Source organism: Solimonas sp. SE-A11 (assembly GCF_030345715.1).
Taxonomy (GTDB): Bacteria; Pseudomonadota; Gammaproteobacteria; order Nevskiales; family Nevskiaceae; genus Solimonas_A.
In genome coordinates this window covers 271,800-295,890 of record NZ_JAUASX010000001.1, presented here as the reverse complement: position 1 = coordinate 295,890, position 24,091 = coordinate 271,800, and the positions used below count along the sequence as shown (strand labels likewise).

General features: G+C 68.3%; 24 protein-coding genes. 5 read left to right on the top strand and 19 right to left on the bottom strand.

Annotation, left to right across the window (positions count from 1 at the left end; all coding sequences use genetic code 11):
* The first annotated feature begins 30 nt into the window (after positions 1–30).
* Positions 31–270 carry a twin transmembrane helix small protein gene (locus tag QT386_RS01515; protein WP_289271957.1) on the top strand — a complete coding sequence of 80 codons (240 nt, stop codon included), beginning with the start codon at positions 31–33 and terminating at the stop codon, positions 268–270.
* 65 nt (positions 271–335) lie between these two features.
* On the opposite strand, the gene QT386_RS01510 is transcribed toward QT386_RS01515, so the two are convergent.
* From QT386_RS01510 to bioB, 12 genes are all read right to left on the bottom strand, one after another.
* Positions 336–1,214, bottom strand: a complete 879-nt coding sequence (locus QT386_RS01510) for a cytochrome c oxidase subunit 3 (RefSeq protein WP_289271956.1) — start codon at positions 1,212–1,214, stop codon at positions 336–338.
* A gap of 17 nt (positions 1,215–1,231) precedes the next feature.
* Complete coding sequence (locus QT386_RS01505) at positions 1,232–1,783, bottom strand: cytochrome c oxidase assembly protein (RefSeq protein ID WP_289271955.1); 552 nt, start codon at positions 1,781–1,783, stop codon at positions 1,232–1,234.
* A 121-nt stretch (positions 1,784–1,904) separates the two neighbouring features.
* Positions 1,905–3,566 carry a cytochrome c oxidase subunit 1 gene (locus QT386_RS01500; RefSeq protein WP_289271954.1) on the bottom strand — a complete coding sequence of 554 codons (1,662 nt, stop codon included), beginning with the start codon at positions 3,564–3,566 and terminating at the stop codon, positions 1,905–1,907.
* Between the two features lie 18 nt (positions 3,567–3,584).
* Complete coding sequence (gene coxB / locus QT386_RS01495; RefSeq protein WP_289271953.1) at positions 3,585–4,886, bottom strand: cytochrome c oxidase subunit II; 1,302 nt, start codon at positions 4,884–4,886, stop codon at positions 3,585–3,587.
* Positions 4,887–4,890: 4 nt separating this feature from the next.
* Positions 4,891–5,430 (bottom strand): DUF2244 domain-containing protein, encoded by a 540-nt coding sequence (locus tag QT386_RS01490; RefSeq protein ID WP_289271952.1) that lies wholly within the window; start codon positions 5,428–5,430, stop codon positions 4,891–4,893.
* A 145-nt stretch (positions 5,431–5,575) separates the two neighbouring features.
* A complete protein-coding gene (gene bioD / locus QT386_RS01485; RefSeq protein ID WP_289271951.1) occupies positions 5,576–6,304 on the bottom strand; it encodes a dethiobiotin synthase in 729 nt (242 codons plus the stop codon).
* Positions 6,301–7,092 carry a malonyl-ACP O-methyltransferase BioC gene (gene bioC, locus QT386_RS01480; RefSeq protein WP_289271950.1) on the bottom strand — a complete coding sequence of 264 codons (792 nt, stop codon included), beginning with the start codon at positions 7,090–7,092 and terminating at the stop codon, positions 6,301–6,303. Before bioC ends, bioD begins: the two co-directional genes overlap by 4 nt.
* On the bottom strand, positions 7,093–8,301 hold the full coding sequence (bioF, locus tag QT386_RS01475) for an 8-amino-7-oxononanoate synthase (RefSeq protein ID WP_289271949.1): 1,209 nt from the start codon (positions 8,299–8,301) through the stop codon (positions 7,093–7,095).
* A complete protein-coding gene (locus QT386_RS01470; RefSeq protein ID WP_289271948.1) occupies positions 8,298–9,149 on the bottom strand; it encodes a M48 family metalloprotease in 852 nt (283 codons plus the stop codon). The genes bioF and QT386_RS01470 overlap by 4 nt, the downstream gene beginning before the upstream one ends.
* A gap of 11 nt (positions 9,150–9,160) precedes the next feature.
* Positions 9,161–9,640, bottom strand: a complete 480-nt coding sequence (locus QT386_RS01465; RefSeq protein ID WP_289271947.1) for an SH3 domain-containing protein — start codon at positions 9,638–9,640, stop codon at positions 9,161–9,163.
* A complete protein-coding gene (locus QT386_RS01460) occupies positions 9,637–11,496 on the bottom strand; it encodes an adenylate/guanylate cyclase domain-containing protein (protein ID WP_289271946.1) in 1,860 nt (619 codons plus the stop codon). The genes QT386_RS01465 and QT386_RS01460 overlap by 4 nt, the downstream gene beginning before the upstream one ends.
* Positions 11,497–11,522: 26 nt before the next feature.
* On the bottom strand, positions 11,523–12,617 hold the full coding sequence (gene bioB / locus QT386_RS01455; RefSeq protein ID WP_367401366.1) for a biotin synthase BioB: 1,095 nt from the start codon (positions 12,615–12,617) through the stop codon (positions 11,523–11,525).
* 76 nt (positions 12,618–12,693) lie between these two features.
* On the opposite strand from bioB, the gene QT386_RS01450 reads away from it, so the two are divergent.
* From QT386_RS01450 to QT386_RS01440, 3 genes are all read left to right on the top strand, one after another.
* Entirely contained in the window at positions 12,694–13,356 is a 663-nt protein-coding gene (locus tag QT386_RS01450) for a ComF family protein (RefSeq protein ID WP_289271945.1), read from the top strand.
* A gap of 74 nt (positions 13,357–13,430) precedes the next feature.
* On the top strand, positions 13,431–14,834 hold the full coding sequence (gene dbpA, locus QT386_RS01445; RefSeq protein WP_289271944.1) for an ATP-dependent RNA helicase DbpA: 1,404 nt from the start codon (positions 13,431–13,433) through the stop codon (positions 14,832–14,834).
* A gap of 29 nt (positions 14,835–14,863) precedes the next feature.
* Positions 14,864–15,358: a VOC family protein gene (locus QT386_RS01440; protein WP_289271943.1), complete on the top strand. Its 495-nt coding sequence runs from the start codon at positions 14,864–14,866 to the stop codon at positions 15,356–15,358.
* A gap of 69 nt (positions 15,359–15,427) precedes the next feature.
* On the opposite strand, the gene QT386_RS01435 is transcribed toward QT386_RS01440, so the two are convergent.
* Positions 15,428–16,276 (bottom strand): alpha/beta hydrolase, encoded by an 849-nt coding sequence (locus tag QT386_RS01435; RefSeq protein WP_289271942.1) that lies wholly within the window; start codon positions 16,274–16,276, stop codon positions 15,428–15,430.
* Positions 16,273–17,139, bottom strand: a complete 867-nt coding sequence (gene ubiA / locus QT386_RS01430; RefSeq protein WP_289271941.1) for a 4-hydroxybenzoate octaprenyltransferase — start codon at positions 17,137–17,139, stop codon at positions 16,273–16,275. Before ubiA ends, QT386_RS01435 begins: the two co-directional genes overlap by 4 nt.
* A 48-nt stretch (positions 17,140–17,187) precedes the next feature.
* Between ubiA and QT386_RS01425 the strand changes: the two genes are divergently transcribed.
* Positions 17,188–18,033, top strand: a complete 846-nt coding sequence (locus tag QT386_RS01425; RefSeq protein ID WP_289271940.1) for a MerR family transcriptional regulator — start codon at positions 17,188–17,190, stop codon at positions 18,031–18,033.
* Positions 18,034–18,169: 136 nt separating this feature from the next.
* Here the strand turns inward: QT386_RS01425 and recG are convergent, their stop codons facing one another.
* The 5 genes from recG to gmk all read right to left on the bottom strand — a co-directional run bounded on the left by recG (position 18,170) and on the right by gmk (position 24,090).
* On the bottom strand, positions 18,170–20,263 hold the full coding sequence (recG, locus tag QT386_RS01420) for an ATP-dependent DNA helicase RecG (RefSeq protein ID WP_289271939.1): 2,094 nt from the start codon (positions 20,261–20,263) through the stop codon (positions 18,170–18,172).
* The gene (locus QT386_RS01415; RefSeq protein WP_289271938.1) at positions 20,256–20,639 is read right to left on the bottom strand and encodes a RidA family protein; all 384 of its coding nucleotides are present in this window, start codon (positions 20,637–20,639) and stop codon (positions 20,256–20,258) included. Before QT386_RS01415 ends, recG begins: the two co-directional genes overlap by 8 nt.
* A 58-nt stretch (positions 20,640–20,697) precedes the next feature.
* Positions 20,698–22,860, bottom strand: coding sequence for a bifunctional (p)ppGpp synthetase/guanosine-3',5'-bis(diphosphate) 3'-pyrophosphohydrolase (locus QT386_RS01410; protein ID WP_289271937.1), 2,163 nt, complete (start codon positions 22,858–22,860; stop codon positions 20,698–20,700).
* 271 nt (positions 22,861–23,131) lie between these two features.
* Complete coding sequence (rpoZ, locus tag QT386_RS01405; protein WP_104232136.1) at positions 23,132–23,395, bottom strand: DNA-directed RNA polymerase subunit omega; 264 nt, start codon at positions 23,393–23,395, stop codon at positions 23,132–23,134.
* A 53-nt stretch (positions 23,396–23,448) separates the two neighbouring features.
* On the bottom strand, positions 23,449–24,090 hold the full coding sequence (gmk, locus tag QT386_RS01400) for a guanylate kinase (RefSeq protein WP_289271936.1): 642 nt from the start codon (positions 24,088–24,090) through the stop codon (positions 23,449–23,451).
* Between the last annotated feature and the right edge of the window lies 1 nt (position 24,091).

Sequence of the window (24,091 nt, the reverse complement as noted above, 5' to 3'; positions counted from 1 at the left end):
GCCGCTCCCCTGCCTCCGGATGTCCTGCCCATGCTCGTCAAAACCATCATCATCGTCCTGCTGCTGGCCATCATCGGCTCCCTGATCGCCGGCGGCACCTTCCTGGTGAAGGACCCCGGCAACCGTCGCCGCATGCTCAACAGCCTGAAACTGCGCGTGGCCCTGTCGGTCACGCTGATCCTGTTCCTGGTCCTCAGCTACTTCATGGGCTGGCTCAAGCCCCATGGCATCTACCAGGGCCGCCCCGCCAACGTCGAAGCGTCGCCTTGAGCGCGGTAAAGCGGTAAAGCAAAAAGGGCGGCCGGATGGCCGCCCTTTTTTTGTTGCCGGCCGGGTTAGAGCCAGTACACCACGATGAACAGGCCGATCCAGACCACGTCCACGAAGTGCCAGTACCAGGCCACGCCCTCGAAGCCGAAATGCGAGTCGGGCTTGAAGTGCCCGGACATCAGGCGCAGCGTGATGATCAGCAGCATCAGCGTGCCCAGCGTCACGTGCATGCCGTGGAAGCCGGTGAGCATGAAGAAGGTCGAGCCGTAGATGCCGGAGGCCATCTTCAGGTTCAGGTCGCCGTAGGCGTGCATGTACTCTTCGACCTGGAAGAACAGGAACGCGCAGCCCAGGGCCACCGTCGCCCACATCCACAGGATCGTGGCGGTGCGCTTGTTGGCCTTCAGCGCGTGGTGCGCCAGGGTCAGCGTCACGCCCGAGGTCAGCAGCAGCAGGGTGTTGATGAAGGGCACGTCGAACGCCGGGATGGTGTCGAAGTCGCCGTTGAGCTTGGCCGGGCCGTTGGTCGGCCAGTGGTTCTCGAAGCCGGACCACAGCTGCAGGTTGGTTTCGATCTTGCTGCCCTCACCACCCAGCCAGGGCAGCGACAGGTGACGGGCGTAATACAGCGCGCCGAAGAACGCGCCGAAGAACATCACCTCGGAGAAGATGAACCAGGCCATGCTCCAGCGGTAGGTGCGGTCGACCTGGGCGCCGTAGAAGCCGCCCTCGCTCTCCATGGCCACACCGCGGAACCAGCGGAACAGGATGTAGATCATCAGCACGGCACCGGCATAGATGGGCACCGGGCCGATGTGCTTGTCTTCCAGGTAGCTGGAGACGCCAGCCAGGATCGCGACCAGCGCCACCGTCAGCGCGAACGGCCAGGCGCTGGGGGCGGGTACGAAATAACGGTCGGGATTCGGAGTGGCGTGCTCGGCCATGACTGTTCCTCTGTGTCTCAAATCTTCGGTTGTGCCGGCGCGCCCTGGTGGGCCACCTGCTCCACTTCAAAAAACGTATACGACAGCGTGACGGTATCCACGTCCTTGGGCAGGGCGGGGTCCAGCATAAACACCACCGGCATGTGCTTCTCTTCCCCGGCCGCGAAGGGCTGCTGGTTGAAGCAGAAGCAATCCGTCTTGCGCATGTGCTTGGCCGCTTCCATCGGAGCGACGTTGGGCACCGCCTGCGCGATCAGGTCGCGTCCCTCGGTGTTGCGGGCGTAGAACTTCACCGCGCGCATCTCGCCGGGGTGGACCTTGACGCTGTCTTCCTCGGCACGGAACTCCCAGGTGCGCCCGCCGTTGACGGTGGTGACGAACTGCACCGTCACCGTCCGGCTGGTATCCACCTGCACCGGCTCCGCCGCCGCCTGCATCTTGACCTTGCCGTTCAGGCCGATCGCGTCGCAGAGCGCGTTGTACATCGGCACCAGCGCAAAACCGAAGCCGAACATGCCGACGACGACGAGCACGAACTTGAAAGTGCTGCGCCGCGCGCCGGCGTCCATCAGCGATGGCTCTGCGCGATGACGAAGCCCGCCACGATGCCGAGCGCAAGCAGGAGGTGCAGGACCCCCAGGATCTTGTTACGGCGCGCCCGGGCGCGAAGGTCGACGCTGCTCATGTCAATCAGCTCAGCTTGTGCTTGTCCAAGGCATCGACGGCATCGTGCGTAGCGGTCAGCTCGTTGTCGGAGACGACCGGCGGCACTTCAAAGGTGTGGTACGGAGCCGGCGACGGCACCGTCCATTCCAGGCCGTGCGCGCCTTCCCAGACGCGGTCGGGCAGGCCCTGCTTGCGGCCGAACCAGCCGTAGCAGCAGGCGAGCATGTTGAAGATGAAGATGAACTGCGCCAGGAAGAAGCCGAAGGCGCCGATCGTGGACCAGACGTTCCAGTCAACGAACTGCACGGCGTAGTCCGGGACGCGGCGCTGCATGCCGGCGAGGCCTGCGAAGTGCTGCGGGAAGAAGGTGATGTTGATGAAGATGGCCGAGAGCCAGAAGTGGATCTTGCCCCACTTCTCGCTGTACATGCGGCCGGTCCACTTCGGGATCCAGTAGTACACACCGGCCAGGATGGCGAACACCGCACCCGGCACCAGCACGTAGTGGAAGTGGGCGACGACGAAGTAGGTGTCGTGGTACTGGAAGTCCACCGGGGTGATGGCGAGCATCAGGCCCGAGAAGCCGCCGATGGTGAACAGGAACACGAAGGCCAGGGCGAACAGCATCGGGCTCTCGAAGGTCATCGAGCCCTTCCACATGGTGGCGACCCAGTTGAACACCTTCACGCCCGTGGGCACGGCGATCAGCATGGTGGCGAACATGAAGAACAGCTCGCCGGCCAGCGGCATGCCCACCGTGAACATGTGGTGCGCCCACACGATGAACGACAGGAAGGCGATGGAGGCCACCGCGTACACCATGGAGTCATAGCCGAACAGCGCCTTGCGGGCGAAGGTCGGGATGATCGTGCTGACGATGCCGAAGGCCGGCAGGATCAGGATGTACACCTCGGGGTGGCCGAAGAACCAGAAGATGTGCTGGAACATGACCGGGTCGCCGCCACCAGACGCCGTGAAGAAGCTGGTGAGGAAGTACTTGTCGGTCAGCAGCATGGTCACGGCGCCGGCGAGCACCGGCATGACGGCGATCAGCAGGTAGGCGGTGATCAGCCAGGTCCAGACGAACAGCGGCATCTTGAGCAGGCTCATGCCCGGGGCGCGCATGTTCAGGATCGTCACCGCCACGTTGATCGCGCCGGTGATCGACGAGATACCCATGAGATGCACGGCGAAGATCAGGAACGGGAAGGCGTTGCCGGTCTGCAGCACCAGCGGCGGGTACATGGTCCAGCCGCCCGCGGGGGCGCCGCCTTCCATGAACAGCGTGCCCAGCAGCATGGTGAAGGCGAAGGGCAGGATCCAGAAGCCCCAGTTGTTGATGCGCGGCAGCGCCAGGTCGGAGCAGCCGATCATCATCGGCACCATCCAGTTGGCCAGGCCGACCCAGGCCGGCATCACGCCGCCGAAGATCATCACCAGCGCGTGCATCGTCGTCATCTGGTTGAAGAACTCAGGATCGACGAACTGCAGGCCAGGGTGGAACAGCTCGGCACGGATCACCAGCGACATCAGGCCGCCGATGAAGAACATGGTGAACGCGAAGAACAGGTACAGGGTACCCAGGTCCTTGTGGTTGGTGGTCTTGATCCACCGCATGATTCCCTTCTCGGGACCATGGTGCTCGTCGTGAGCGTGATCGTCGTGGGCGTGGTCGTGATGAGCCATGTTCTACTCCTGAATTTCTTAGCGCGCGGCGGCGACGGCGGCCGGCTGGACCACGCCGCTGCTGTTGCCCCACGAGTTGCGCTGATAGGTCACCACGGCCGCGACGTCGAGGTCGGACAGGTGCTTGAACGGGGGCATCATGCCCTTGCCGTTGAGCGTCTGCTTGATGTGATCCATGGCGGCGCCCTTGACGACCTTGCTGCCGACCAGCGAAGGGAAGTTCGGCGGCAGGCCCTTGCCGGTGGGCTGGTGGCAGGCCGAGCAGTTGGCGGTATAGACCTGCTCACCCTTCTTCATCAGTTCGTCCTTGGACAGTTCCTTGGCGGCGGCCGGGGCGGCGGGAGCGGCAGCGGCAACCTCGACCGGCGCAGCGGCCGGGGCCGCATCGGTGGCGGTGGTCGCCGGAGCGGTCGCCACTTCGATCGGGGCGGCAGCCGGAGCGGCGGCAGCGGCGGGCTCGCCACCCTTCTGCTTGGCCAGCCAGGCGTTGTACTCGGCTTCCGGCAGGGCACGGACCACGATCGGCATGAAGCCGTGGTCACGGCCGCAGAGCTCGGCGCAGACGCCGCGGTAGACGCCCGGGGTGTTGATCTTGGCCCAGGTCTCGTTGACGTAGCCCGGGATGGCGTCCTTCTTCACGGCGATCTCGGGCACCCACCAGGCGTGGATGACGTCGTTGGAGGTGATCAGGAAGCGGACCTTCTTGCCGACCGGCAGGACGAGTTCGTTGTCGACGTTGACCAGGTAGTTGCCGCCATCGACGTTCTTGAGCCGCTCGAGCTCCGCCTTGCTGAAGGTCTTGGCCCAGGCGGCACCGCTGAGCAGGCCGTTGCCGTCATGCTGGCGGGCGGCGTTGGATTCGGCGGTGAGGGTGGAGTAGTACTTCACGCCTTCACCCAGGTACTCGTATTCCCACTTCCACTGGTAGCCGGTGATCTTCACCGTCATGTCGGCGTTGCGGGTGTCTTCCATCTTGATCAGGGTGCCGGCCGCCGGGATGGCCATGCCGATCAGGATGATGAAGGGCGCGGCGGTCCAGAGGATTTCCACCAGGGTGGACTCGTGGAAGTCGGCCGGCTTGTGGCCCTTGGACTTACGGTGCTTGACGATCGAGTAGATCATCAGGCCAAAGACGACGGTGCCGATCGCCACGCAGATCCAGAAGATCAGCATGTGGAGGCTGTGCACCTCCTTGCTCAGGTCAGTGACGCCGGTCGGCAGGTTGTAGCCGCCGCTCGTTTCCGTGTAGGCCTGCGCGACAAACGCCGCCAGAGCCAGTGAGGTACCTGCTGCGATACGCGCGAGCCGTCCCATCTTCATCGCCTTACTCTCCCGAACATAAGTCTTGGGTGGGGGGCTCCGGCCCCCTACCGACTGCACCCGCCGCGCCTTCCGGCACCACGGGCCTCAGCAATTCCTTGATGCGCTCGCGCAACGCCGCGCGCTCGTCATCGGTGAGGCAGCGGCCGATCTCGACCCTCCGCCCCGCGTTCACCAGCAACAACCGCTGCGGATCGTTGCCGCGCCGGCCCCGTTCCATGACCACCCGCGTCCACGCCCGCGGCCAGGCCAACACCCGCCGCACCTCCCCGCCGAGGTCGCCGCACTCCACCACCAGCTGCCCGCCTTCGAAGCGGAGCACCTCGCGGTATCGGTTATGCCTCAGGGAAACCCACAGGGCCGCCCCAAGCGCCGATAACTCCAGACCCGCAAACGGAAAAATGGGCCAGAACCCCTGGGCGGCGAACACCCCCGCGATGCCCAGGCCCGGCACAGAAACCAGGGCCATGAACCCAACCGCCTGACGCGGGGTCAGGGAGGCATTGGGTCCGATAACCAGTCTGGTGTTGACGGGGGCAGTCATCCGACGGCGTCCAGCCGCGGAATTGTAGTGCAACGCAATCGGAGCGCGCAAAGGCCGCAGCGGCGATTTCGGCATCCGGAACAGCCATTTTCGCGCGATCCGCCGGTCACTGAAGCGTCCTTCGGCCGGCCGGCGCGCGGGCGCCCTAGCCTTCCTCTCCCTCTTCGTCGGGCTCCGGCGGCGGAGGCGGGTCCAGGAAGCGGCCCAGCGGGGCCAGGTCCAGGGCCCGGCCGGCGGCCCGCGCGTCGGCGCCGGCCGGGATGATCCCCAGCAGCGGCGCGGCGAAGCGGCGGCGCAGGGTCTCGATGTTGCCTTCCAGCAGGGGCATCTGCGGCGGCAGCACGTTGGCGATCCAGCCGGCCAGCTTCGCGCGCCGGGTGATGGATTCGGCGCTGAGCAGGGCATGGTTGAGGCAGCCCAGGCGCATGCCTACCACCAGGATCACCGGCCATTCGCGCTCCGCCACCCAGCTGCCGAGGGTCCAGACCTCGTCCAACGGCACCTGCCAGCCACCGGCCCCCTCGGCCACCAGCGTCTCATAGCGCGAGGCCAGTTCGCGATGCGCCACGTCGAGATCGGCCATGCGGATGCGCCGGCCTTCCATCCCTGCCGCCAGGTGGGGCGCCGCCGGCTCGCGCAGGAGGCAGGGGTTGATCAGGCTGTAGGGCTCGTCGGTGCCGCCAGCTTCCTGCAGGGCCAGCGCATCCTCGTTGCGCAGGCCTTCGGGCGTCTCCATGCCGCCGGCGGCCACCGGCTTGAAGCCGCAGGCGCGAAGTCCCCGGGCGCGCAAAGCATGCAGCAGCCCACAGGCGGCAAGCGTCTTGCCGGCGCCGGTGTCGGTGGCGGTAACGAAGAGGGTACGGGCAGCGGTCATTGCGGGATCGGGCGCCTCAGCACCAGGTAGAGGATTTCCCAGCTGGCGACGACCCCGTCGTCGCGGCGCCAGGGAGCATAGGCCTGTTCCAGCGCCGCCAGGGCGGAACGCCCCAGCAGACCGCGGCGGCGTTGAGCGCTGGCGTTGACCACGCCGGTCTCGCGCAGGCTGCGCATCAGCGCGAACACGTCGGCGTGCCACCCCTGCAGCCGCGACGTACGCAAGCTGAGCAGTTCCAGCCCCGCCGCCTCGGCGTGCGCCAGCCAGGCGGACGCCGGGGCGAAGCGGTGGACGTGCTCGGCCTGGTCCACCTGGCACCAGGCTTCGCGCAATTCCTGCAGCGTCGCCGGGCCCGGCAGGCTCAGGCATAACCAGCCGCCCGGCCGCAGCACCCGTTGCGCCTCGGCCAGAGCGCGCTCCGGCTCGGGGCACCACTGCAGGACCAGGTTCGACAGGATCGCATCGCAGCCCTGCGCGACGAGCGGCAGGCGCTGCGCATCCGCCACCACCGCGTCGAGCCCCGCATCACGCGCGCAGCGGACCATGCCCGGCGCACGGTCCAGCGCCAGTACGGCGGCCTGCGGATACAGTGCCTGCAGGCGCTGCGCGCCGAGGCCGGTGCCACAGCCCAGGTCGAGCAGGCGCTGCGGCGCCTCGACGCGCGCCGCCAGCTCTGCCAGCAGCACCTCGCGCGTGCGCTGCTGCAGCGTCGCGGCGCGGTCGTAGCTGGTGGCGGCGGCGCTGAAGTTGCGCGCGGCGCGGGCGTGATCGATCCGGGTGGCGGACATCTACTTCAGCCCTGCCGCCAATCCTTCCAGCAGCCCGTCGATCTGCTCGGCCGTGTGCGCGGCGGAGAAGGTGATGCGCAGGCGCGAGGTGCCGTGGGGCACCGTGGGCGGACGGATCGCCGCCACCCAGTAGCCGCGGTCGAACAGGGCCTGCGACAGGTCCAGCGCGCGCTGTTCCTGGCCCAGCAGCAGCGGCTGGATCGGCGTCTCGGACGCCGACAGCGGGATGCCGAGCTGGCGCGCGCCGGCACGGAAGCGGCGCACGTTGGCCAGCAGTTGCTCGCGGTGCTGAGGCTCCTCGCGGACGATGCGCAGCGCGCGGCGCGCGGCGGCGGCGATGGCCGGCGGCGGCGCGGTGGAAAAGACCCAGGTGCGCGCACGCTGCACCAGGTATTCGATCAGGGCCTCGGAGCCGGCGACGAAGGCGCCGCTGCAGCCCAGCGACTTGCCCAGCGTGGCGACGTAGACCGGCACCGCATCCAGGCCCAGGCCGGCGGCCTGCACGGCGCCCTCGCCGTTGGGTCCCAGCACGCCCAGGCCATGGGCGTCGTCCACCATCAGCGTGGCATCACGCGTGGCGCAGAGCTCGGCCAGCTGCGGCAGTGGCGCGATGTCGCCGTCCATGCTGAACACCGAATCCGTCACCGCCAGGCGCTGCTCGCCGTCGGCGGCGGCCAGCGCCACGGCCCAGGCATTGAGGTCGGCATGGTTGGCGCGCAGGTACTGCGCGCCGCTGAGACGGCCGCCATCGATCAGCGAGGCATGGTTGAGCTCGTCGGCGATGATCGAGTCCTTGCGTCCGGCCAGCGCGCGAATCACGCCGAGGTTCGCGGCCCAGCCGGAGGAGAACAGCAGCGCCCGGGGGCGGCCAAGGAAATCCGCCAACTCCTCCTCCAGCGCCTGGTGCTCGCGGTTGTAGCCCGAGATCAGCGCCGCGGCGCCGCTGCCGGTACCGCCCGCGTCGAGCGCGGCCTTGGCGGCCGCGGCCAGGCGCGGATCGGCGGCCAGGCCCAGGTAATCGTTGCTGCAGAAATTCAGGCACTCGCGGCCGTTGACCGTGATGCGCACGCCGTGCGCACCCTCGATCACGCGGCGCGTGCGATACAGCGCGCGGGCGCGCAGCCTGTCCAGCTCCCCACGCAGGCGCGCGTCGAGCGGGCTTTCCGCCTTTACGGCTGGATCTACATTCTTCAGGGACTTCGCGTTCAAGGCCTTCCTACCGATTTCTGGAACCTCGCCTGCAGTTGCGGCTGCATGGCATAGGCATCGAGCGACGCACCCATGGCCTTGTCCAGGGCTTCCAGCCTGGCCTCCGGCGCAGGGTGCGTGGCAAACATCAATGACAGCGTCGAATCCTGCGCGCTCATCGCATGCAGGGTCTGCAGCACGGCGGGCAGGCCGTACGGGTCGTAGCCGGCCCGCGCGGCGATCACCACGCCCATGCGGTCGGCCTCGTACTCGTCGCCCTTGTCCAGGCCGCGGTTCAGCACTTCCTTGACGCCGCCGAGCAGGCGCTCGTTGACCTGCTCGTTGCCCTTGTCCTTGATGGCGAACTGCTTGAGCAGCTTGCCGCCCAAGCTCATGCCCTGTGCCTTGCGCACGGCGTCGAGGTGATGCTTCTCCACCACGTGGGCGATCTCGTGCGCCAGCACGCCGGCCAGCTCGGCCTCGCTGCGCATGCGCGCCAGCAGGCCGCGCGTGACGAAGACGTAGCCGCCGGGCGTGGCGAAGGCATTGACGTTGGGCGAGTCCAGCACGCCGAAGCGCCAGGCCAGGTTCGGGCGCTCGCTGTGCAGCGCCAGCCACAGGCCCACCTCGTTGACGTAGCGCTGAGCGCGGTCGTTGTTCCACAGCGGCGCGGCACCGAGCAGGGTCTCGGCCCATTGGCGGCCGATGTCGCGCTCCTCATCCACGCTCTTGGTGGTGACCACGCCGGCGGCATCGTCGCCGTAGTTGTTCACGGCATCCTGCGCCTTGTTGAGCAGGCTGCCCCAGTCGGCGGCGAGTACCGGTGCCGCCAGCAGCAGGCCGGCCATCGTGCATGCGATCTTCTTCATGGCAGGCCGCCTCATTGCAGATAGGGAACGGTCTGTTCGACCAAGGGGCCAGCCTGGGCAAAGCTGCGCGCCTTGGCGTCGGTCGCCACGTAGCCTTCAAGCTTGGCCGCCTCCACCGGGTTGGGTGCGGCGTTGGCGATCTGTTCCTTGTCGAGCCCGCGCACGCCGGTGGCCACGGCGGTGCCGCTGGAGCCGCTCAGGGCGACATTGGCCGCCTTGGCCAGGCCGGACTCGCCGGCTCTTGCAGGCACGCCAGCGAGGCGCACCGACAGCAGCCGCACCCAGCCAGCCTGGCCGCCGGAGCTGACCTTCATCCAGGCGCCCTGGCGCGCCAGCACCTCCACCGGGGCCGCCGCCGGCAGTTCCACCACCGTGGCGGCGTCGGCAAAGGGCTCCTGCTTGAGTTCGCCGGCCTTGGCCAGCACGCCGCTTTCCGCGGCCCCTGCGCCGCCGGCACAGGCCAGCAGCAGCATCGCAATCCATCGCTTCATGACATCTCCCCCTTCCCGGGTTCCGTTGCAGGTCCGTGCGCAGGTTCGTAGAGCTCCACTTCCTGCGCCCTGCCCTTCACCTTAAACGAACCCCGTGACGCAAACCGGAACTGCGTCCCGCATGCCGCCATGGTGTCGCCAGACACCAGGATGCGCGCCACGCCCTTGGTCAGGCCTTCCACGCGACTGGCCAGGTTCACGGTGTCGCCGATGGCGGTGTACTCCAGCTTCTGCTCGGCGCCGATGAAGCCCACCACCGCCGGCCCCGAGTGGATGCCGATGCCCACGTCGAAGTCGGCCGCCGCCGCGCCCAGCTCCTCGCGGAACTCCAGCAAGGCACGCTGCATGTCCAGGGCACAGGCCACGGCACGCTGCGCGTGCTGATCGTCCGGGATTGGCGCGCCCCAGAAGGCCATGATGCAGTCGCCGATGAACTTGTCGAGCGTGCCGCCGTGCCTGAACACGATCGCTACCTGTCGGCTGAAGTAGCGGTTGAGCAGCTCCACGATCTCCTGCGGTGGCCGCGTCTCCGACAGCGAGGTGAACCCGCGGATGTCGGAGAACAGCACGCTGAGCTGGTGATGCTTGCCGGACAGCGACTCCACCGTCTCTCCGCGCTCCATCAGCTTGTTGACCACCACCGGGTTGAGGAAGCGACCGAACATCTGCACCGCCTGGCGCCGCGCGCGGCGCTCGCGCAGGTATTCCAGCAAGGCGGCGCTGAAATAGAAGGCCCAGGCGAAGAACAGGGGCAGCAACACCGGCAGTAGCCACAGCCGCGGCACCGCCGCCCAGGCGCCAGCCAGCAGCGCAGCGCTGATGGCGGCCAGCGCGACGCCGATGGCCAGCGCGTGACCGCGCCGATGGAAGGCCAGCCACAGCAGGGCGATCAGCAGCAACGCCAGGGCCGGCGCTGCCCAGCACGGCGGGCGCTGCATCGAGCGTCCGTGCTTGAGGTTGTCGAAGGCGGTGGCCAGCACCTCCACGCCCGGATAGCGGTTGCCCAGCGGCGTGACGCGCAGGTCGTGCAGCATCGAGGCGGCGGAGCCGATGATAACGATGCCATCCCGGAACTCGTCGGCGGGCCGCTGCCGCTCGCGACGGATCAGGTCGGCATGGACGTCGGCGAAGGACACATGGCGGTAGCCGTTACCCGGACCGCCGCGCCAGTGCAGCAGCAGGGAGTCTTGCCGTGGCACCGGCCAGCCGAGGTCCGCGGCGACCCGCGCCGGCAGCGAGGGGAACTGCCAGCCCTGCACGTCCAAGCGCAGCAGGTAGCGGCGGCCGACGCCGTCGGACTCCTCGTCGAAGTTGATCAGGCCGGTGCGCCAGGACTCAGGCGGCAGCACCAGCGGCGGCAGCAGCATGGCGCGGGCCTGGTCCCCCGCGGCGGCGGTGCGGCGCGCGCCCATCGGCGGGCCGAACTCGGACAGCAACACGCCGCGCGCATCGTCCTGTGCCGACAGCCGCAGGCTCGGCACGTAGACCCGCGGCTGATCTCGCAGTGCGTCCGCCAGCGCCTGGTCGCTGTCGGGGCGGTCGATGTCACGCTCGGAGAAGGACAGGTCGAACACTACCGCGGCCGGCTTCTGCGCCAGCAACCCTGGCAGCATCTCGGCATAGATGGCGCGCGGCCAGGGCCAGCGGCCGTAGTCGTCCTGCAGGCGCGCAAGGCTGGCCTCGTCGATGTCGACGATCACGATGCCCGGATCGGGCTGCAGGCGCGCGGCCTGCGCGCGCACGAAGGCATCGGACAGGCGGTGTTCCAGCCCCGAGCCCAGGTGCAGCAGGCCCAGCTCCAGCAGTGCCAGCACCGCGACCAGCAGGGCCGCGGCATTGAGCGAACGATTCGCCATGGTCGCGGCCCCGGATGCGCGGAGGACTACTCGGCGCGGGCCGCCTGCGAGCCGCAGCCTGCGGCCATCATCGCCGGCGGCGCCTCGTGCTCGTGGCTGTGCTCGTGGCCGCAGCAGCCGTGATCCTGCTCATGGCCATGCCCGTCGGTGGTGGCCACCGGCTCGAAGCTGCCGCCTTCCGGCGTGATGCCCAGGCGCGCGAACAGCGCGCGGTCCTTGGCGTTCTGCGGGTTGCTGGTGGTCAGCAGCTTCTCGCCGTAGAAGATCGAGTTGGCACCGGCCATGAAGCACAGGGCCTGCAACTCTTCGGTCATCGCGGTGCGGCCGGCGGACAGGCGCACGTAGGACTTGGGCATCAGGATGCGGGCGACCGCGAGGGTGCGCACGAACTCCAGCGGATGCAGGGCCTCGGCGCCCTTCAGCGGTGTGCCTTCCACCTGCACCAGGTTATTGATGGGCACCGACTCCGGATGCGGGGTCATGATCGCCAGCTGGCGCAGCAACTCGGCGCGATCCTGCTTCTCCTCGCCCATGCCGACGATGCCGCCGCAGCAGACCTTCACGCCGGCGGCACGCACGTTCTCCAGCGTGTCCAGGCGGTCCTGGTAGGTGCGGGTGGTGATGATCTTGCCGTAGAACTCCGGCGAGGTATCGAGGTTGTGGTTGTAGTAATCCAGGCCGGCATCGGCCAGCTTCTGGGCCTGGTGTTCCTTGAGCATGCCCAGCGTCAGGCAGGTCTCCAGGCCCATGGCCTTGACGCCCTTGACCATGTCCTCGACCTTGGCGAGATCACGGTCCTTCGGGGAACGCCAGGCGGCGCCCATGCAGAAGCGTGCGGCACCGTTGGCCTTGGCCTCGCGGGCGGCTTCCAGCACGGCATCCACGTCCATCAGCGGCTCCTTCTTAAGGCCGGTGTTGAAGCGCACCGACTGCGGGCAGTAGCCGCAGTCCTCGGGGCAGGCGCCGGTCTTGATCGAGAGCAGGGTGGACAGCTGGACCTTGTTGGCGTCGAAGTGCTGGCGGTGCAGACTCTGGGCGCGGAACAGCAGGTCGTTGAACGGCAGCTCGAACAGGGCCTGGACCTCTTCGCGGGTCCAGTCGTGGCGCAGATCGGTACTCATTTGAAGGCTTTCCCTATGAATCGTGGCCGGCAGTGTCCCGAGGGCGCCGATGGTTGTCAACCAAGGAGGTGACAGCGTGGTTGACGGTTGGCTGGGCCTGATATTCCCCTCCGCCTGCGCCTGGTGCGGCGCCCCCGGCAGCGACGCCTGCGCGGACTGCCGAGCCGGGCTGCCCTGGAACGACCCCGCCTGCCCCGGCTGCGCCCGGCCCCAGGTCCACGGCGAGCGCTGCGGCCATTGCGCCGCCAAGCCCCCGCCCTATGACGCCGCCTGGACCGCCTTCCGCCTGGAAGTGCCTGTGCAGAAAGAGATTCATCGCCTGAAATACCAGGGGCAGCTGATCGAGGCCGCGCGGCTGGGCCGGCTGCTGGCGCCGCGGCTGCCGTCCCGCCCGGACCTGATCCTGCCGGTGCCCCTGCACCGCTGGCGCCTGGCGCGCCGCGGCTACAACCAGGCCGGCGAGGTGGCCCGCCACCTGGGCCGGCTGACCGGCATCCCGGTAGACCCGCGCGCCGCCCGGCGCCTGCGCCCCACCCCGGACCAGATCGGCCTGACCGCCGTGGAGCGCCGCCGCAACCTCAAGGGCGCCTTCCATATAAGGACATCCCTGGAGGGACTGCACGTGGCCCTGCTCGACGACGTCATGACCACCGGGGCCACGCTGGCCGAACTGGCCCGGGCCTGCCGCCAGGCCGGAGCCGCCCGGATCGAGGCCTGGGCGGTGGCCCGGACCGCCTGAGCAGGCAGAATCTGCCGCAAGGCCTCACAATCCGCGCCCCGCGCCATCCGGCCCGGGCCGCAACAAGGTGATCCGTGGACAACAAGCCCGCCCAGCCCCCGTCCCAGCCGTTCAACAGCCTGCCCCTGCATCCCGCCCTGCTGCAAGCGCTGGACTCGCTGGAGTACCGGCAGATGACGCCCATCCAGGCCTTGAGCCTGCCTTTGATCCTGGAGGGCCGTGACGTGATCGGTCAGGCGCGCACGGGCAGCGGCAAGACCGCCGCCTATGGCCTGGGCCTGCTGTCGCGCATCGATCCGGCACTGCCGAAGCTGCAGGCGCTGGTGCTCTGCCCCACACGTGAACTGGCCGACCAGATCTCCAAGGAAATCCGCCGGCTGGCGCGCTGCCTGCCCAATATCAAGCTGACCGTGCTCGGCGGCGGCATCTCCAAGCGGCCGCAGTTGGCCTCGCTGGAGCACGATCCGCACATCATCGTCGGCATGGCCGGACGCGTGGGCGAACTGCTCACCGAGGGCGCGCTGAAGCTCGACGACCTTCGCGTGCTGGTGCTGGACGAGGCCGACCGCATGCTCGACGGCGATTTCGAGCAGGCCAGCCGCGCGATCATCCAGCAGTCGCCGAAGACGCGGCAGACGCTGTTCTTCTCCGCCACCTTCCCCGATGCCGTGCGCGCCGTGAGCCAGCGCCTGCAGAAGAATCCGGTGGAAGCCCGCACCGATCTGGCTGCCGCGCCGGGGCAGATCGAGCAGAAGTTCTACGAGGTGGATGACACGCGTCGCCTCGATGCGCTGGCGCACCTGCTGAGCACGCGCCAGCCCGAATCCGCTCTGGTGTTCTGCTACACCAAGAATGACGCGCAGGAAGTGGAAGCACAGCTGCGCAAGCGTGGATTCTCGGTACTGTCCCTGCACGGCGACATTGACCAGCGCGAGCGCGACGAGATGCTGGTGCGCTTCGCCAATGGTAGCGCCCGTATCCTGGTGGCCACCGATATCGCGGCGCGCGGCCTGGACATCAAGAACCTCGCCTGCGTCCTTAGCTACGAGCTGCCCTCGGACCCCGATGCGCATGTGCACCGCGTGGGCCGCACCGGCCGCGCCGGTGCGGCGGGCCTGGCGCTGCACCTGTTCACCGGGCGCGAACATGCCCGTGTGACCGCCATCGAGCAGCGCCTGGGGACCACGGTGGAGGTACAGCGCCTGGCCGCCGGCAGCTTCTCGCCCGACAAGCCGCTGAAACCCATGGTGATGACGCTCTGCGTCGATGCCGGCCGCAGCGACAAGCTGCGCCCCGGTGACCTGCTCGGCGCCCTGACCGGCGACGCGGGCATCCCCAACGGCGCCATCGGCAAGATCAACACCTTCGACACCCGTACCTACGTCGCGGTGGACATCAAGCAGGCGAAGAAGGCCCTGGACGGCCTGCGCAACAACAAGATCAAGGGCCGGAAATTCCGCGTGCGGGAGATTGTCTAAGCCGTATCGCCACCCGGGAGGTCCCCGCCATGGAACGCATCCAGACCATCACCCCCTGCCTCTGGTTCGATACCCAGGGCGAGGAAGCCGCGAAGTTCTACGTCTCCGTCTTCCCGAACTCGCGCATCACGCAGGTGACGCACTTCACCGAGGCCGGGTACGAGCTCCACCAGGAGGAGCCGGGCAGCGTCATGACGGTGGAATTCGAGCTGGACGGCCAGGCCTTCACCGCGCTCAACGGCGGGCCGATGTTCAAGTTCACCGAGGCGGTGTCGCTGCAGGTGAACTGCCGCAAGCAGGATGACCTGGATCACTACTGGACGCGTCTCTCCGAGGACGGCAATCCAGAGGCGCAGCAGTGCGGCTGGCTCAAGGACCGCTACGGCCTGTCCTGGCAGATCGTGCCGGCGCAGATGGGCGAGTGGATGAAGGGCAGCCCGCAGCAGGCCGGGCGCGTGATCAACGCGATGCTGAAGATGAAGAAGCTCGACATCACGGCACTGCAGGACGCGTACGACGGTTGAACGCTTTTCGCAGGAGCGGCTGTTAGCCTCGAGCGGGAATCGCGGCTAACAGCCGCTCCTACGATCTGATCAGCGCAGCGTCCGGTCGAGGAACGCCGTGCCCGCGCGCACCGCGCCACCGTCGAACAGGAAGGCCGGGATGTGCCCCAGCCCGCGCAGCACGTAGAGCTCGTTGTACACGCCGGCGCTATCCAGAGCGGCCTTCATCGCGTCGGCGTTCTTCAGGCCCACGATCTGGTCCCAGCTGCCGTGGTACAGGAAGAACGGCGGGCTGCCGCGCCCGACGCGGACCACCGGCGAGGCGGCCGTCCAGCCGGCGCTGTCATCCGCCAGCGTGGTGCCCATCAGCTTGCCGATCAGTGGACTGTCCGGGTAGTAGCGGAAGTCCGCCGGGATGCCGCCGGCCACCACCGCCTGCACGCGATCCGCCGCGGGCGTGTCTGCCGCGCCGAGCAGCGCCGCCAGATGGGCGCCGGCCGAGTAGCCCCAGGCGGCGACGCGCTGCGGTTCCACCTGCAGGGCCTCGTGGTTGGCGCGCAGCCAGCGCAGGGCCTGTCGCGCATCCTCGAACTGCGCCGGGTGGCGATACTCCGGGGCGAAGCGGTAGCTGATGTTCATCACCACGTAGCCGCGGCGCGCCAGGCGCCTGGCGATGCTGTCCATTTGCTGGCGCTTGCCGCCCACCCAGCCGCCGCCGTGGATCAGCAGCACCGCGGGCTTGGCGCCGCCGATGGCAGGGCGCCAGAGATCGGCGCGCAGTTCCGTGGGCCAGCCCGCGGGGGTGTAGGGCACATCCTTCTGGACGGCGTAGTCCACATCCATCTCCAGGGCGGGATCGGGGGAGCCGGTAGGCCCGGTATGGGTTGCGCAACCGGTCAGCAGGACCAGGGCGGAAAGCAGCAGGATTTTCGTGTTCATGCCCTTTGTACGTAATCCAGCGCCAATCCGATGAAGATCGCCGCGCCGAACCAGTGATTGTTGAGGAAGGCCTGGAAGCAGCGCGCCGGCTCGCGCCCGCGCGTGATCCACTGCTGGTAGACCGCCAGCATCGCGGCCACGGCAATGCCGGCCTCGTAGAACACGCCCCGGCCGGTGTTCAAGCCGAGCTGGATCAGCAGCAGCAGCGCCCCGCCCTGCAGCAGTGCGATCACCAGGCGGGCATGCCGGCCGAACAGGATGGCAGAGGACTTCACGCCGATCTTGATGTCATCCTCGAGGTCCACCATGGCATACCAGGTGTCGTAGGCGATGACCCAGGCGATGTTGGCCACCATCAGCGGCAGCGCCAGGGCCCAGTCGACCTCGGGCCGCACGGCGGCGAAGGCCATGGGGATGCCCCAGGAAAAGGCCAGGCCCAGCACCGCCTGCGGGATCGAGATCCAGCGCTTCATGAAGGGATAGGCCGCGGCCAGGATCACCGCCGGCACCGACCACAGCACCACCTGCAGGTTGCGCAGCGACAGCAGCAGGGCCAGGGCCACCAGGCAGACCCAGGCGAACAGGGCCAGGGCCTCGCGCGGGCGGACCCGGCCGGCGGCCAGGGGCCGCTCACGGGTGCGGGCCACGTGGGGGTCGAAATCCTTGTCGGCGTAGTCGTTGATGGCGCAGCCAGCGGAACGCATCAGCACGGTGCCCAGCACGAAGACCACGAACACCCGCAGGGACGGCGGCCCGCCGGCGGCGAACCACAGGGCCCAGAGCGTGGGCCAGAGCAGCAGGTAGATGCCGATGGGCCGGTCCAGGCGCATCAGGCGGGCGTAATCGGTCAGTTTCGGGGACATGCCAGGGGGATGGGTAAAAAAGTCGCGCGGCTGCGCTATCATCTTGGCATGAAAAGGAAATCAGGTGCGGAGTCGCCGCCCGCCCCGCGCACGCGGCGCGGAGCGCCCAAAAGCAGCCTGCGGGACGCCTCCGAATACACGGTGGACGAGCTCGCACGCGCCGCGGACACCACAGTGCGCAATGTCCGCGCCTACCAGGATCGCGGCCTGCTGCCGGCGCCGGAGAAGCGCGGGCGCACTGGCATCTACACCGCCGCGCACCTGGCACGCCTGCGCCTGATCGGCCAACTGCTGGACCGCGGCTACACCCTGGCCAACATCGCCGAGCTGATCGGCGCCTGGGAACAGGGCCAGGACCTGCGCCAGCTGCTGGGCCTGGAGTCCGCGCTGACCACGCCCTGGTCCGAGGAACTGCCGGCCTACTTCACGATGCCGGAGCTGGTGAAGATGCTCGGCAAGGGCGTGAAGGCCTCCGAGATCGCTGCGGTGCTGCGCAAGGCAGTGGAGCTGGACGTGCTGCAGTCCGAGGGCCTGCGCTTCCGCGCGCCGCGACCGCAGCTGATCCACGCGGCGGCTGAACTGGCGTCCATGGGCATCCCGCTGTCGGAGCTGCTGGACATCGTGCGCATGCTGCGCGGCAACGTCGAGCGCGCCGCCAACGGCATCGTGCAGCTGATCGTGGAGCACGTCTTCGCCCCCTACATGCACGGCAAGCTGCCGCCGGCCAGCGAAGTGCCGCGCCTGGCCGAAACCATCTGGAAGCTGCGCCCCGTGGCCGACGTCGCAGTGGACGCCGAGGTGGCGCGAGCGATGGAGAAGGCGATCAAGCAGAACCTGGGCGACGTGCTGGCGCATGTGCTGGAGCAGTTGCCGCAGCAGAAATCTTCGAACTGATCCTGCTCAGTTCCCCGAGGATGTGAAGAAACCGTAGCGAGCGACCCGAGGTTGCGCGTTAGGCGCGGAGCCGTACGAAAGTACAGCGAGCACCGCGCGCGCAAGATCGGGCCGCGCAGTAGGTTTATTCGCGTCCTCACACCTGGGCGTAGCGCCCCACATCCCCGATCCATCTCCCGATCAGCAGCTCCGCCCGGCCCGGCTGCGTCTGCAGCCATTTATCCGCCAGCACCTGCAGCGGCGCCACCAGGTCGGCATCGCGCATCGGGTCGGCCAGCTTCATGCCGATGACGCCGGTCTGGCGGCGGCCGAACAGCTCGCCCGGCCCGCGCAGCTCCAGGTCCTTCTGCGCCACGCGGAAGCCGTCGTTGGTCTCGCGCATCACCGCCAGGCGCTGGCGCGCCATCTCCGACAGCGGCGGCTTGTAGAGCAGCAGGCACTGGCTTTCCACCGCGCCGCGGCCGACGCGGCCGCGCAGCTGGTGCAGCTGCGACAGGCCCAGGCGCTCGGCGTTCTCGATGATCATGATGCTGGCGTTGGGCACGTCCACGCCGACCTCGATCACGGTGGTGGCCACCAGCAACTGCGTGTGGCCTTCCTTGAAGGCGCGCATCTGCAGGTCCTTCTCGTCGGACTTGAGGCGACCGTGCACCAGGCCCACGCGCAGGCCCGGCAGCTCGGCGCGCAGCTGCAGCGCCGTGTCCTCGGCGGCTTGCGCCTCAACCTGCTCGGACTCCTCCACCAGGGTGCAAACCCAGTAGGCCTGGCGACCCTGGGCGCAGACCTCGCCGATGCGCGCCAGCACCTCGCCACGTTTCTCGTTGGACATGGCGCCGGTGATCACCGGCGAGCGGCCCGGCGGCAGCTCGTCGATGATGCTGACGTCCAGGTCGGCGTAGGCGGTCTGGGCCAGCGTTCGCGGGATCGGCGTGGCCGACATGATGAGCTGGTGCGGCGACAGCTTGCCGGGCCCCTTGTCGCGCAGCGCCAGGCGCTGCTGCACGCCGAAGCGGTGCTGCTCGTCCACCACCACCAGGCCCAGGCGGTGGAAGCTCACGGCGGACTGGAACACGGCGTGGGTGCCGATGACGATGCCGGCGCCGCCATCGGCGATACGCGCCAGCACGGCGTCCTTGGCGGACTTCTTCAGCTTGGAGGCCAGCAGCTGCACCTCCACGCCCAGCGGCTCCAGCCACTGGCGGAAATTGCGCGCGTGCTGCTCGGCCAGGAGCTCGGTGGGCGCCATCAGCGCCGCCTGCCAGCCAGCACGCACGGCGGTGAGCATGGCAGCCGCTGCGACCAGGGTCTTGCCGGAGCCGACGTCGCCCTGCACCAGCCGCAGCATCGGCCGCACGCTGTCCAGGTCCCGGGCGATCTCGCCGATGACACGCCGCTGCGCGCCGGTGAGCGAGAATGGCAGCCCGGCCTGCAGCTCCTTCTGCGCGGCCACCAGCCCGCCGATCTTCGGCGCGGCGCCGGCCTTCACGCGGTTGCGCAGCAGGCGCATCGACAACTGGTGCGCCAGCAACTCCTCGCGCACTAGGCGCTGCTGCGCCGGGTGCGCGCAACGCAGCAGGGCGTCGGTGTCGGCATCACCGGGCGGCTGGTGCAGCACGCGCAGCGCGGCCAGCGTGGTGACCTCGCCCAGTTCCGGCAGCGGCGTGGCCAGGCCCACATCGCCCTCGGCGATCTTCAGCGCCTGCTGCGCCAGCGTGCGCAGGCGGGCCTGGGTGATGCCGGTGGTCAATGGGTAGATCGGCGTCAGCCGGTCTTCGGTGCGCAGGTCTTCCGGCCGGTCGGCCAGGCGGTACTCGGGGTGCACCATCTCCCAGCCCTGCGCACCGTGGCGCACCAGACCGTAGGCCTGGATCCAGCGGTCCGGCTGGAAGGCCTGCTTCTGCGTGTCGTTGAAATGGAAGAAACGCAGCCGCAGGCTGGCGCCACCGTCGTCCACCAGCACGCGCAGGCTGCGGCGCCCGGCGTAACGCACCTCGGCATGCAGCACGCGGGCACGGACCTGGGCCTCTTCGCCGTCGCGCAGCCGGGTCACCGGCGTGATGTGGCGACGGTCCTCGTAGCGCAGCGGCAGGTGGAACAGCAGCTCGCGCACGCGCTCGATGCCCAGCACGCGCAGGCGCTGCGCCACCGCCGGCCCCGCGCCCTTGAGGTATTTGACCTCGGTGGCGAGGGTGGACGCGGGAGCAGGCTTCTTTTGCTCTGGCTTAGCCAAGCACCAGGATGCCGTCGGCCTCGACGCGCGCGCCCTTGGGCAGGCTGGCCACGCCGATGGCGGCGCGCGCCGGGTACGGCGGCTTGAAGTACTGGCCCATGATCTCGTTGACCTTGGCGAAGTGCGCCAGGTCGGTCAGGAAGACGTTGAGCTTGGCGATGTCCGCCAGCGAGCCGCCGCTGGCCTGCGCCACTGCCGACAGGTTCTTGAAGACCTGGTGGATCTCGTCCTCGATGGTGGCGTTGAGCAGGGTCATGCTCACGGGATCCAGGGGAATCTGGCCCGAGAGGTAGACCGTGTTGCCGCACTTCACCGCCTGCGAGTAGGTGCCGATGGCGGCAGGGGCGGCGTCCGTATGGATGATTTCGCGAGTCATGTCTGGATGGGTCCTTGGGTGGGCGAAGGATAATCCAAACGCTGGCGAAAGACCGGCGTCAGGCCCTCATGACCCTCTCGACCGAATCGAGGCGGCGGACGCGGCGGATCACGCGCGCCAGGTGTACGCGGTCGCGCACGGTGATCAGGAAGCGCATCTCCAGGCCTTCGCCGCCGCCGCGGTCGGGGAAGTGCACGTTCTCGATGGACGAGCCGGCTTCCGATATCTCGGTGGTGACGCGCGCCAGCAGGCCGCGCTGGTTCTCGGCCTTCACGCGAATCTCGGCCAGATAGTCGCCCTGCACCTGGTCGGCCCAGGTCAGCGACACCCAATCCTCGGGGCGTGCCTTGACGTGCTTGCAATCGGTGCGGTGCACGACGATGCCTCGACCGACACTGACATTGCCGCGAATCTCGTCGCCCGGCACCGGATGACAGCAGCGCGCGTAGTCCAGCACCAGGCCCTCGGTGCCCTCGATGGCCAGCGACTGCGCGGCACCGGGAGCGGGCTTGTCGATCTCGTGCTCGGGCAGCAGCTGGCGCGCCACCAATGGCGCCAGGCGGTTGCCGGTGCCGATGGAGACGAACAGGTCTTCGATGTCGTTCAGGCCATAGGCCCTCAGCACGGGGGCATAACGCCTCTCGTCCTTGAGCGCCGCCATGGGCACCTGCAGCTCGCGCATGGCGATCTCCAGCAGGCGGCGGCCCAGGCGGATGGCTTCGTCCTCGCGCTGGTTCTTGAGATAGCTGCGGATCGAGGTGCGGGCCTTGGCGGTCTTGACGAAGTTGAGCCAGGCGGCGTTCGGCCGCGCGTGGCGCGCGGTGATGATCTGCACGGTCTGGCCGTTCTTCAGCGGCGAGTTCAGCGGCTCCAGCTGGCCGTCCACGCGGGCGGCCACGCAGTGTTCGCCCAGCTCGGAGTGCACGGCAAAGGCGAAGTCCACCGCCGTGGCACCGCGCGGCAGCCGGCGGATATCGCCTCGCGGCGTGAAGACGTAGACCTCGTCCGGGAACAGGTCGACCTTGACGCTTTCCAGGAAATCGGTCGAGGAAGAATTGTTGAGCGTGTCGAACAGGCCGCGCAGCCACTCGCGGGCACGGGCCTGCGGCGCGGCGGTGCCGTCGCGGGCGCCGAGCTTGTATTGCCAGTGGGCGGCGATGCCGCTCTCCGCCACGTGGTGCATGTCGCGGGTGCGGATCTGCACCTCGATCTTGTGGCCGCCGGGGCCGATGCAGGCGGTGTGCAGCGACTGGTAGCCGTTGGACTTGGCATTGGCGATGTAGTCGTCGAACTCGCCCGGCACCGGCTTGAACACATGGTGAACCACGCCCAGGGTGCGGTAGCAGTCGTCGACCTTGGGCAGTATCACGCGGAAGCCCAGCAGGTCCATGACCTTCAGGAACTTGAGCTTCTTGCGCTGCATCTTCTGGTAGACGCTATAGATGTTCTTCTCGCGTCCCACCACGGTGGCGCCGATGCCCTCCTGCTTCAGCGCCGCCGAAAGCTTCTGCTCCACTTCCTTGATGACGCTGCGCGTGTCGCCCATCTGCTCGCGGATGGCCGCGGTCAGCACGAAGTAGCGCCGCGGGTAGATCGCCTCGAAGGCAAGGTCCTCCAGCTCGGTGCGGATCGTGTGGATGCCCAGGCGCTGGGCAATGGGGGCGTAGATGTCCAGGGTTTCCTGGGCCACGCGGCGGCGCTTGTCGGGCGCCACGTGGGTCATGGTGCGCATGTTGTGCAGGCGGTCGGCCAGCTTCACCAGGATCACGCGCAGGTCCTGGGTCATGGCCAACAGCAGCTTGCGGAAGCTCTCCGCCTGGCGCTCCTGGCGACTCATGCCCTCGATCTTGCCGATCTTGCTGACACCGTCGACCAGCTCCGCCACGTCCTTGCCGTACTCCAGGGCCAGCGAGTCCTTGGAGATGCCGGTGTCCTCGATGACGTCGTGCAGGATCGCCGCGATCAGCGTGGTGTGGTCCAGCCGCATCTCGGCCAGGATGCGCGCCACCGCCAGGGGGTGGTAGACGTAGGGCTCGCCGGAGGTGCGGCGCTGGTCCTTGTGGGCATTGCCGGCGAATTCCGCCGCGCGGCGCACCTCGCCGATCTGCTCGTCGGTGAGATAGCCCTCCAGCACCTTGGCCAGCGCGTCGATACCGTACTCGCGCTCGGCGCGCTGGGTGCGGATGACGGTGCTGATACGCTGGATGACGGGCAGTTCCATGGCTTGAGTATATGTCGGGCTTCGGTAGCCATCTAACAAGCCCGGATGGGCTGTCCCCTCGCCCGCTTGCGGGAGAGGGTGACCCGGAGGTCCTGGGGAGGGTCGCTGCAGATGCCCGCAGGCGCAACCCGCCTGAATTTCAGATGCCCTCTGGGCAACTGCTCCTGCTTTGCCCTACTTGAGCAATAAAAGCCTCCACCACGAAAAAGGCCCGCTTGCGCGGGCCTGAGGCTTCTTTCGAAATCCGCGGCGTGAGCGCCGCGTGTCCTACTTAGGCATCGAAACTCGGGTCCAGCGCTTCCAGCTCCACCTTCGGTTGCTGCACGGCCGGCAGGTCGATCTCTTCGAGCACGCTGCGGTCGATGTAGCCCTCGGCGATCTCGCGCAGGGACAGGACCGTGGACTTGTGGTTGCCCCAGGGCAGGCGGGCGTCGGCGCCGCGGGCCAGCTGGCGCGCGCGCTTGGCGGCGACCAGGGTCAGGTCGAACTGGTTGGGGATGCGGGCGAGGCAGTCTTCAACGGTTACACGGGCCATGGCAGCAGAACTCTGGCAAAAACAAGGGCGGCATGGTACCGGATCGGGCGCTTTTAAGCCAGCAAGCCACGAATCCGGTCCCGGTGGCGGCGCGTCTGCCCCTCTATAAGGAGCCGGTGAGCCACGAAAACGGCCGAAATCTCCCGCAGGGCCCGGTCGAAGTCCTCATTGACGATCAGATAGTCGTACTCGTCATGGTGGGACATCTCGTCATGGGCCTGGGCCATGCGGCGAGCGATGACCTCGTCGCTGTCCTGGCTGCGGCCGCGCAGGCGGCGCTCCAGTTCCTCCAGGGACGGGGGCAGGATGAAGATGCCCACCGCCTCGTCGGTCTGACCCCGGACCTGGCGGGCACCCTGCCAGTCGATATCCAGGATCACGTCATGCCCCGCCGCCAGCAGGGCCTCGGTCCTGGCCCGGCCGGTGCCGTAGAGGTTGCCGAAGACCTCGGCATGCTCGAAGAACTCGCCCCGCTCCGCCATGCCGGCGAAGGTCTCACGGGTCACGAAGTGGTAATGCGTGCCATCCATCTCGCCGGGCCGCGGGGCACGAGTGGTGTAGGACACCGAGATGTCCGCAGGGATGCCCTGAGCCGCCAGGTGCGGGACCAGGGCCCGGGTCAGGCTGGTCTTGCCGCCGCCCGAAGGCGCGGAAACGATGAACAGCGTGCCCGCCGCCGTGCCGGATACCGTCATG

Bases quoted from the DNA above. Each gene is read 5' to 3' on its own strand.
- QT386_RS01470 (WP_289271948.1), bottom strand. From the start codon at position 9,149: ATGAAGAAGATCGCATGCACGATGGCCGGCCTGCTGCTGGCGGCACCG.
- QT386_RS01460 (WP_289271946.1), bottom strand. From the start codon at position 11,496: ATGGCGAATCGTTCGCTCAATGCCGCGGCCCTGCTGGTCGCGGTGCTG.
- QT386_RS01440 (WP_289271943.1), top strand. From the start codon at position 14,864: ATGGAACGCATCCAGACCATCACCCCCTGCCTCTGGTTCGATACCCAG.
- QT386_RS01425 (WP_289271940.1), top strand. From the start codon at position 17,188: ATGAAAAGGAAATCAGGTGCGGAGTCGCCGCCCGCCCCGCGCACGCGG.
- QT386_RS01435 (WP_289271942.1), bottom strand. From the start codon at position 16,276: ATGAACACGAAAATCCTGCTGCTTTCCGCCCTGGTCCTGCTGACCGGT.
- QT386_RS01500 (WP_289271954.1), bottom strand. From the start codon at position 3,566: ATGGCTCATCACGACCACGCCCACGACGATCACGCTCACGACGAGCAC.
- ubiA (WP_289271941.1), bottom strand. From the start codon at position 17,139: ATGTCCCCGAAACTGACCGATTACGCCCGCCTGATGCGCCTGGACCGG.
- QT386_RS01510 (WP_289271956.1), bottom strand. From the start codon at position 1,214: ATGGCCGAGCACGCCACTCCGAATCCCGACCGTTATTTCGTACCCGCC.
- bioD (WP_289271951.1), bottom strand. From the start codon at position 6,304: ATGACCGCTGCCCGTACCCTCTTCGTTACCGCCACCGACACCGGCGCC.
- rpoZ (WP_104232136.1), bottom strand. From the start codon at position 23,395: ATGGCCCGTGTAACCGTTGAAGACTGCCTCGCCCGCATCCCCAACCAG.
- coxB (WP_289271953.1), bottom strand. From the start codon at position 4,886: ATGAAGATGGGACGGCTCGCGCGTATCGCAGCAGGTACCTCACTGGCT.
- QT386_RS01505 (WP_289271955.1), bottom strand. From the start codon at position 1,783: ATGGACGCCGGCGCGCGGCGCAGCACTTTCAAGTTCGTGCTCGTCGTC.
- QT386_RS01490 (WP_289271952.1), bottom strand. From the start codon at position 5,430: ATGACTGCCCCCGTCAACACCAGACTGGTTATCGGACCCAATGCCTCC.
- gmk (WP_289271936.1), bottom strand. From the start codon at position 24,090: ATGACGGTATCCGGCACGGCGGCGGGCACGCTGTTCATCGTTTCCGCG.
- QT386_RS01410 (WP_289271937.1), bottom strand. From the start codon at position 22,860: ATGGAACTGCCCGTCATCCAGCGTATCAGCACCGTCATCCGCACCCAG.
- QT386_RS01415 (WP_289271938.1), bottom strand. From the start codon at position 20,639: ATGACTCGCGAAATCATCCATACGGACGCCGCCCCTGCCGCCATCGGC.
- bioC (WP_289271950.1), bottom strand. From the start codon at position 7,092: ATGTCCGCCACCCGGATCGATCACGCCCGCGCCGCGCGCAACTTCAGC.
- QT386_RS01515 (WP_289271957.1), top strand. From the start codon at position 31: ATGCTCGTCAAAACCATCATCATCGTCCTGCTGCTGGCCATCATCGGC.
- QT386_RS01465 (WP_289271947.1), bottom strand. From the start codon at position 9,640: ATGAAGCGATGGATTGCGATGCTGCTGCTGGCCTGTGCCGGCGGCGCA.
- bioB (WP_367401366.1), bottom strand. From the start codon at position 12,617: ATGAGTACCGATCTGCGCCACGACTGGACCCGCGAAGAGGTCCAGGCC.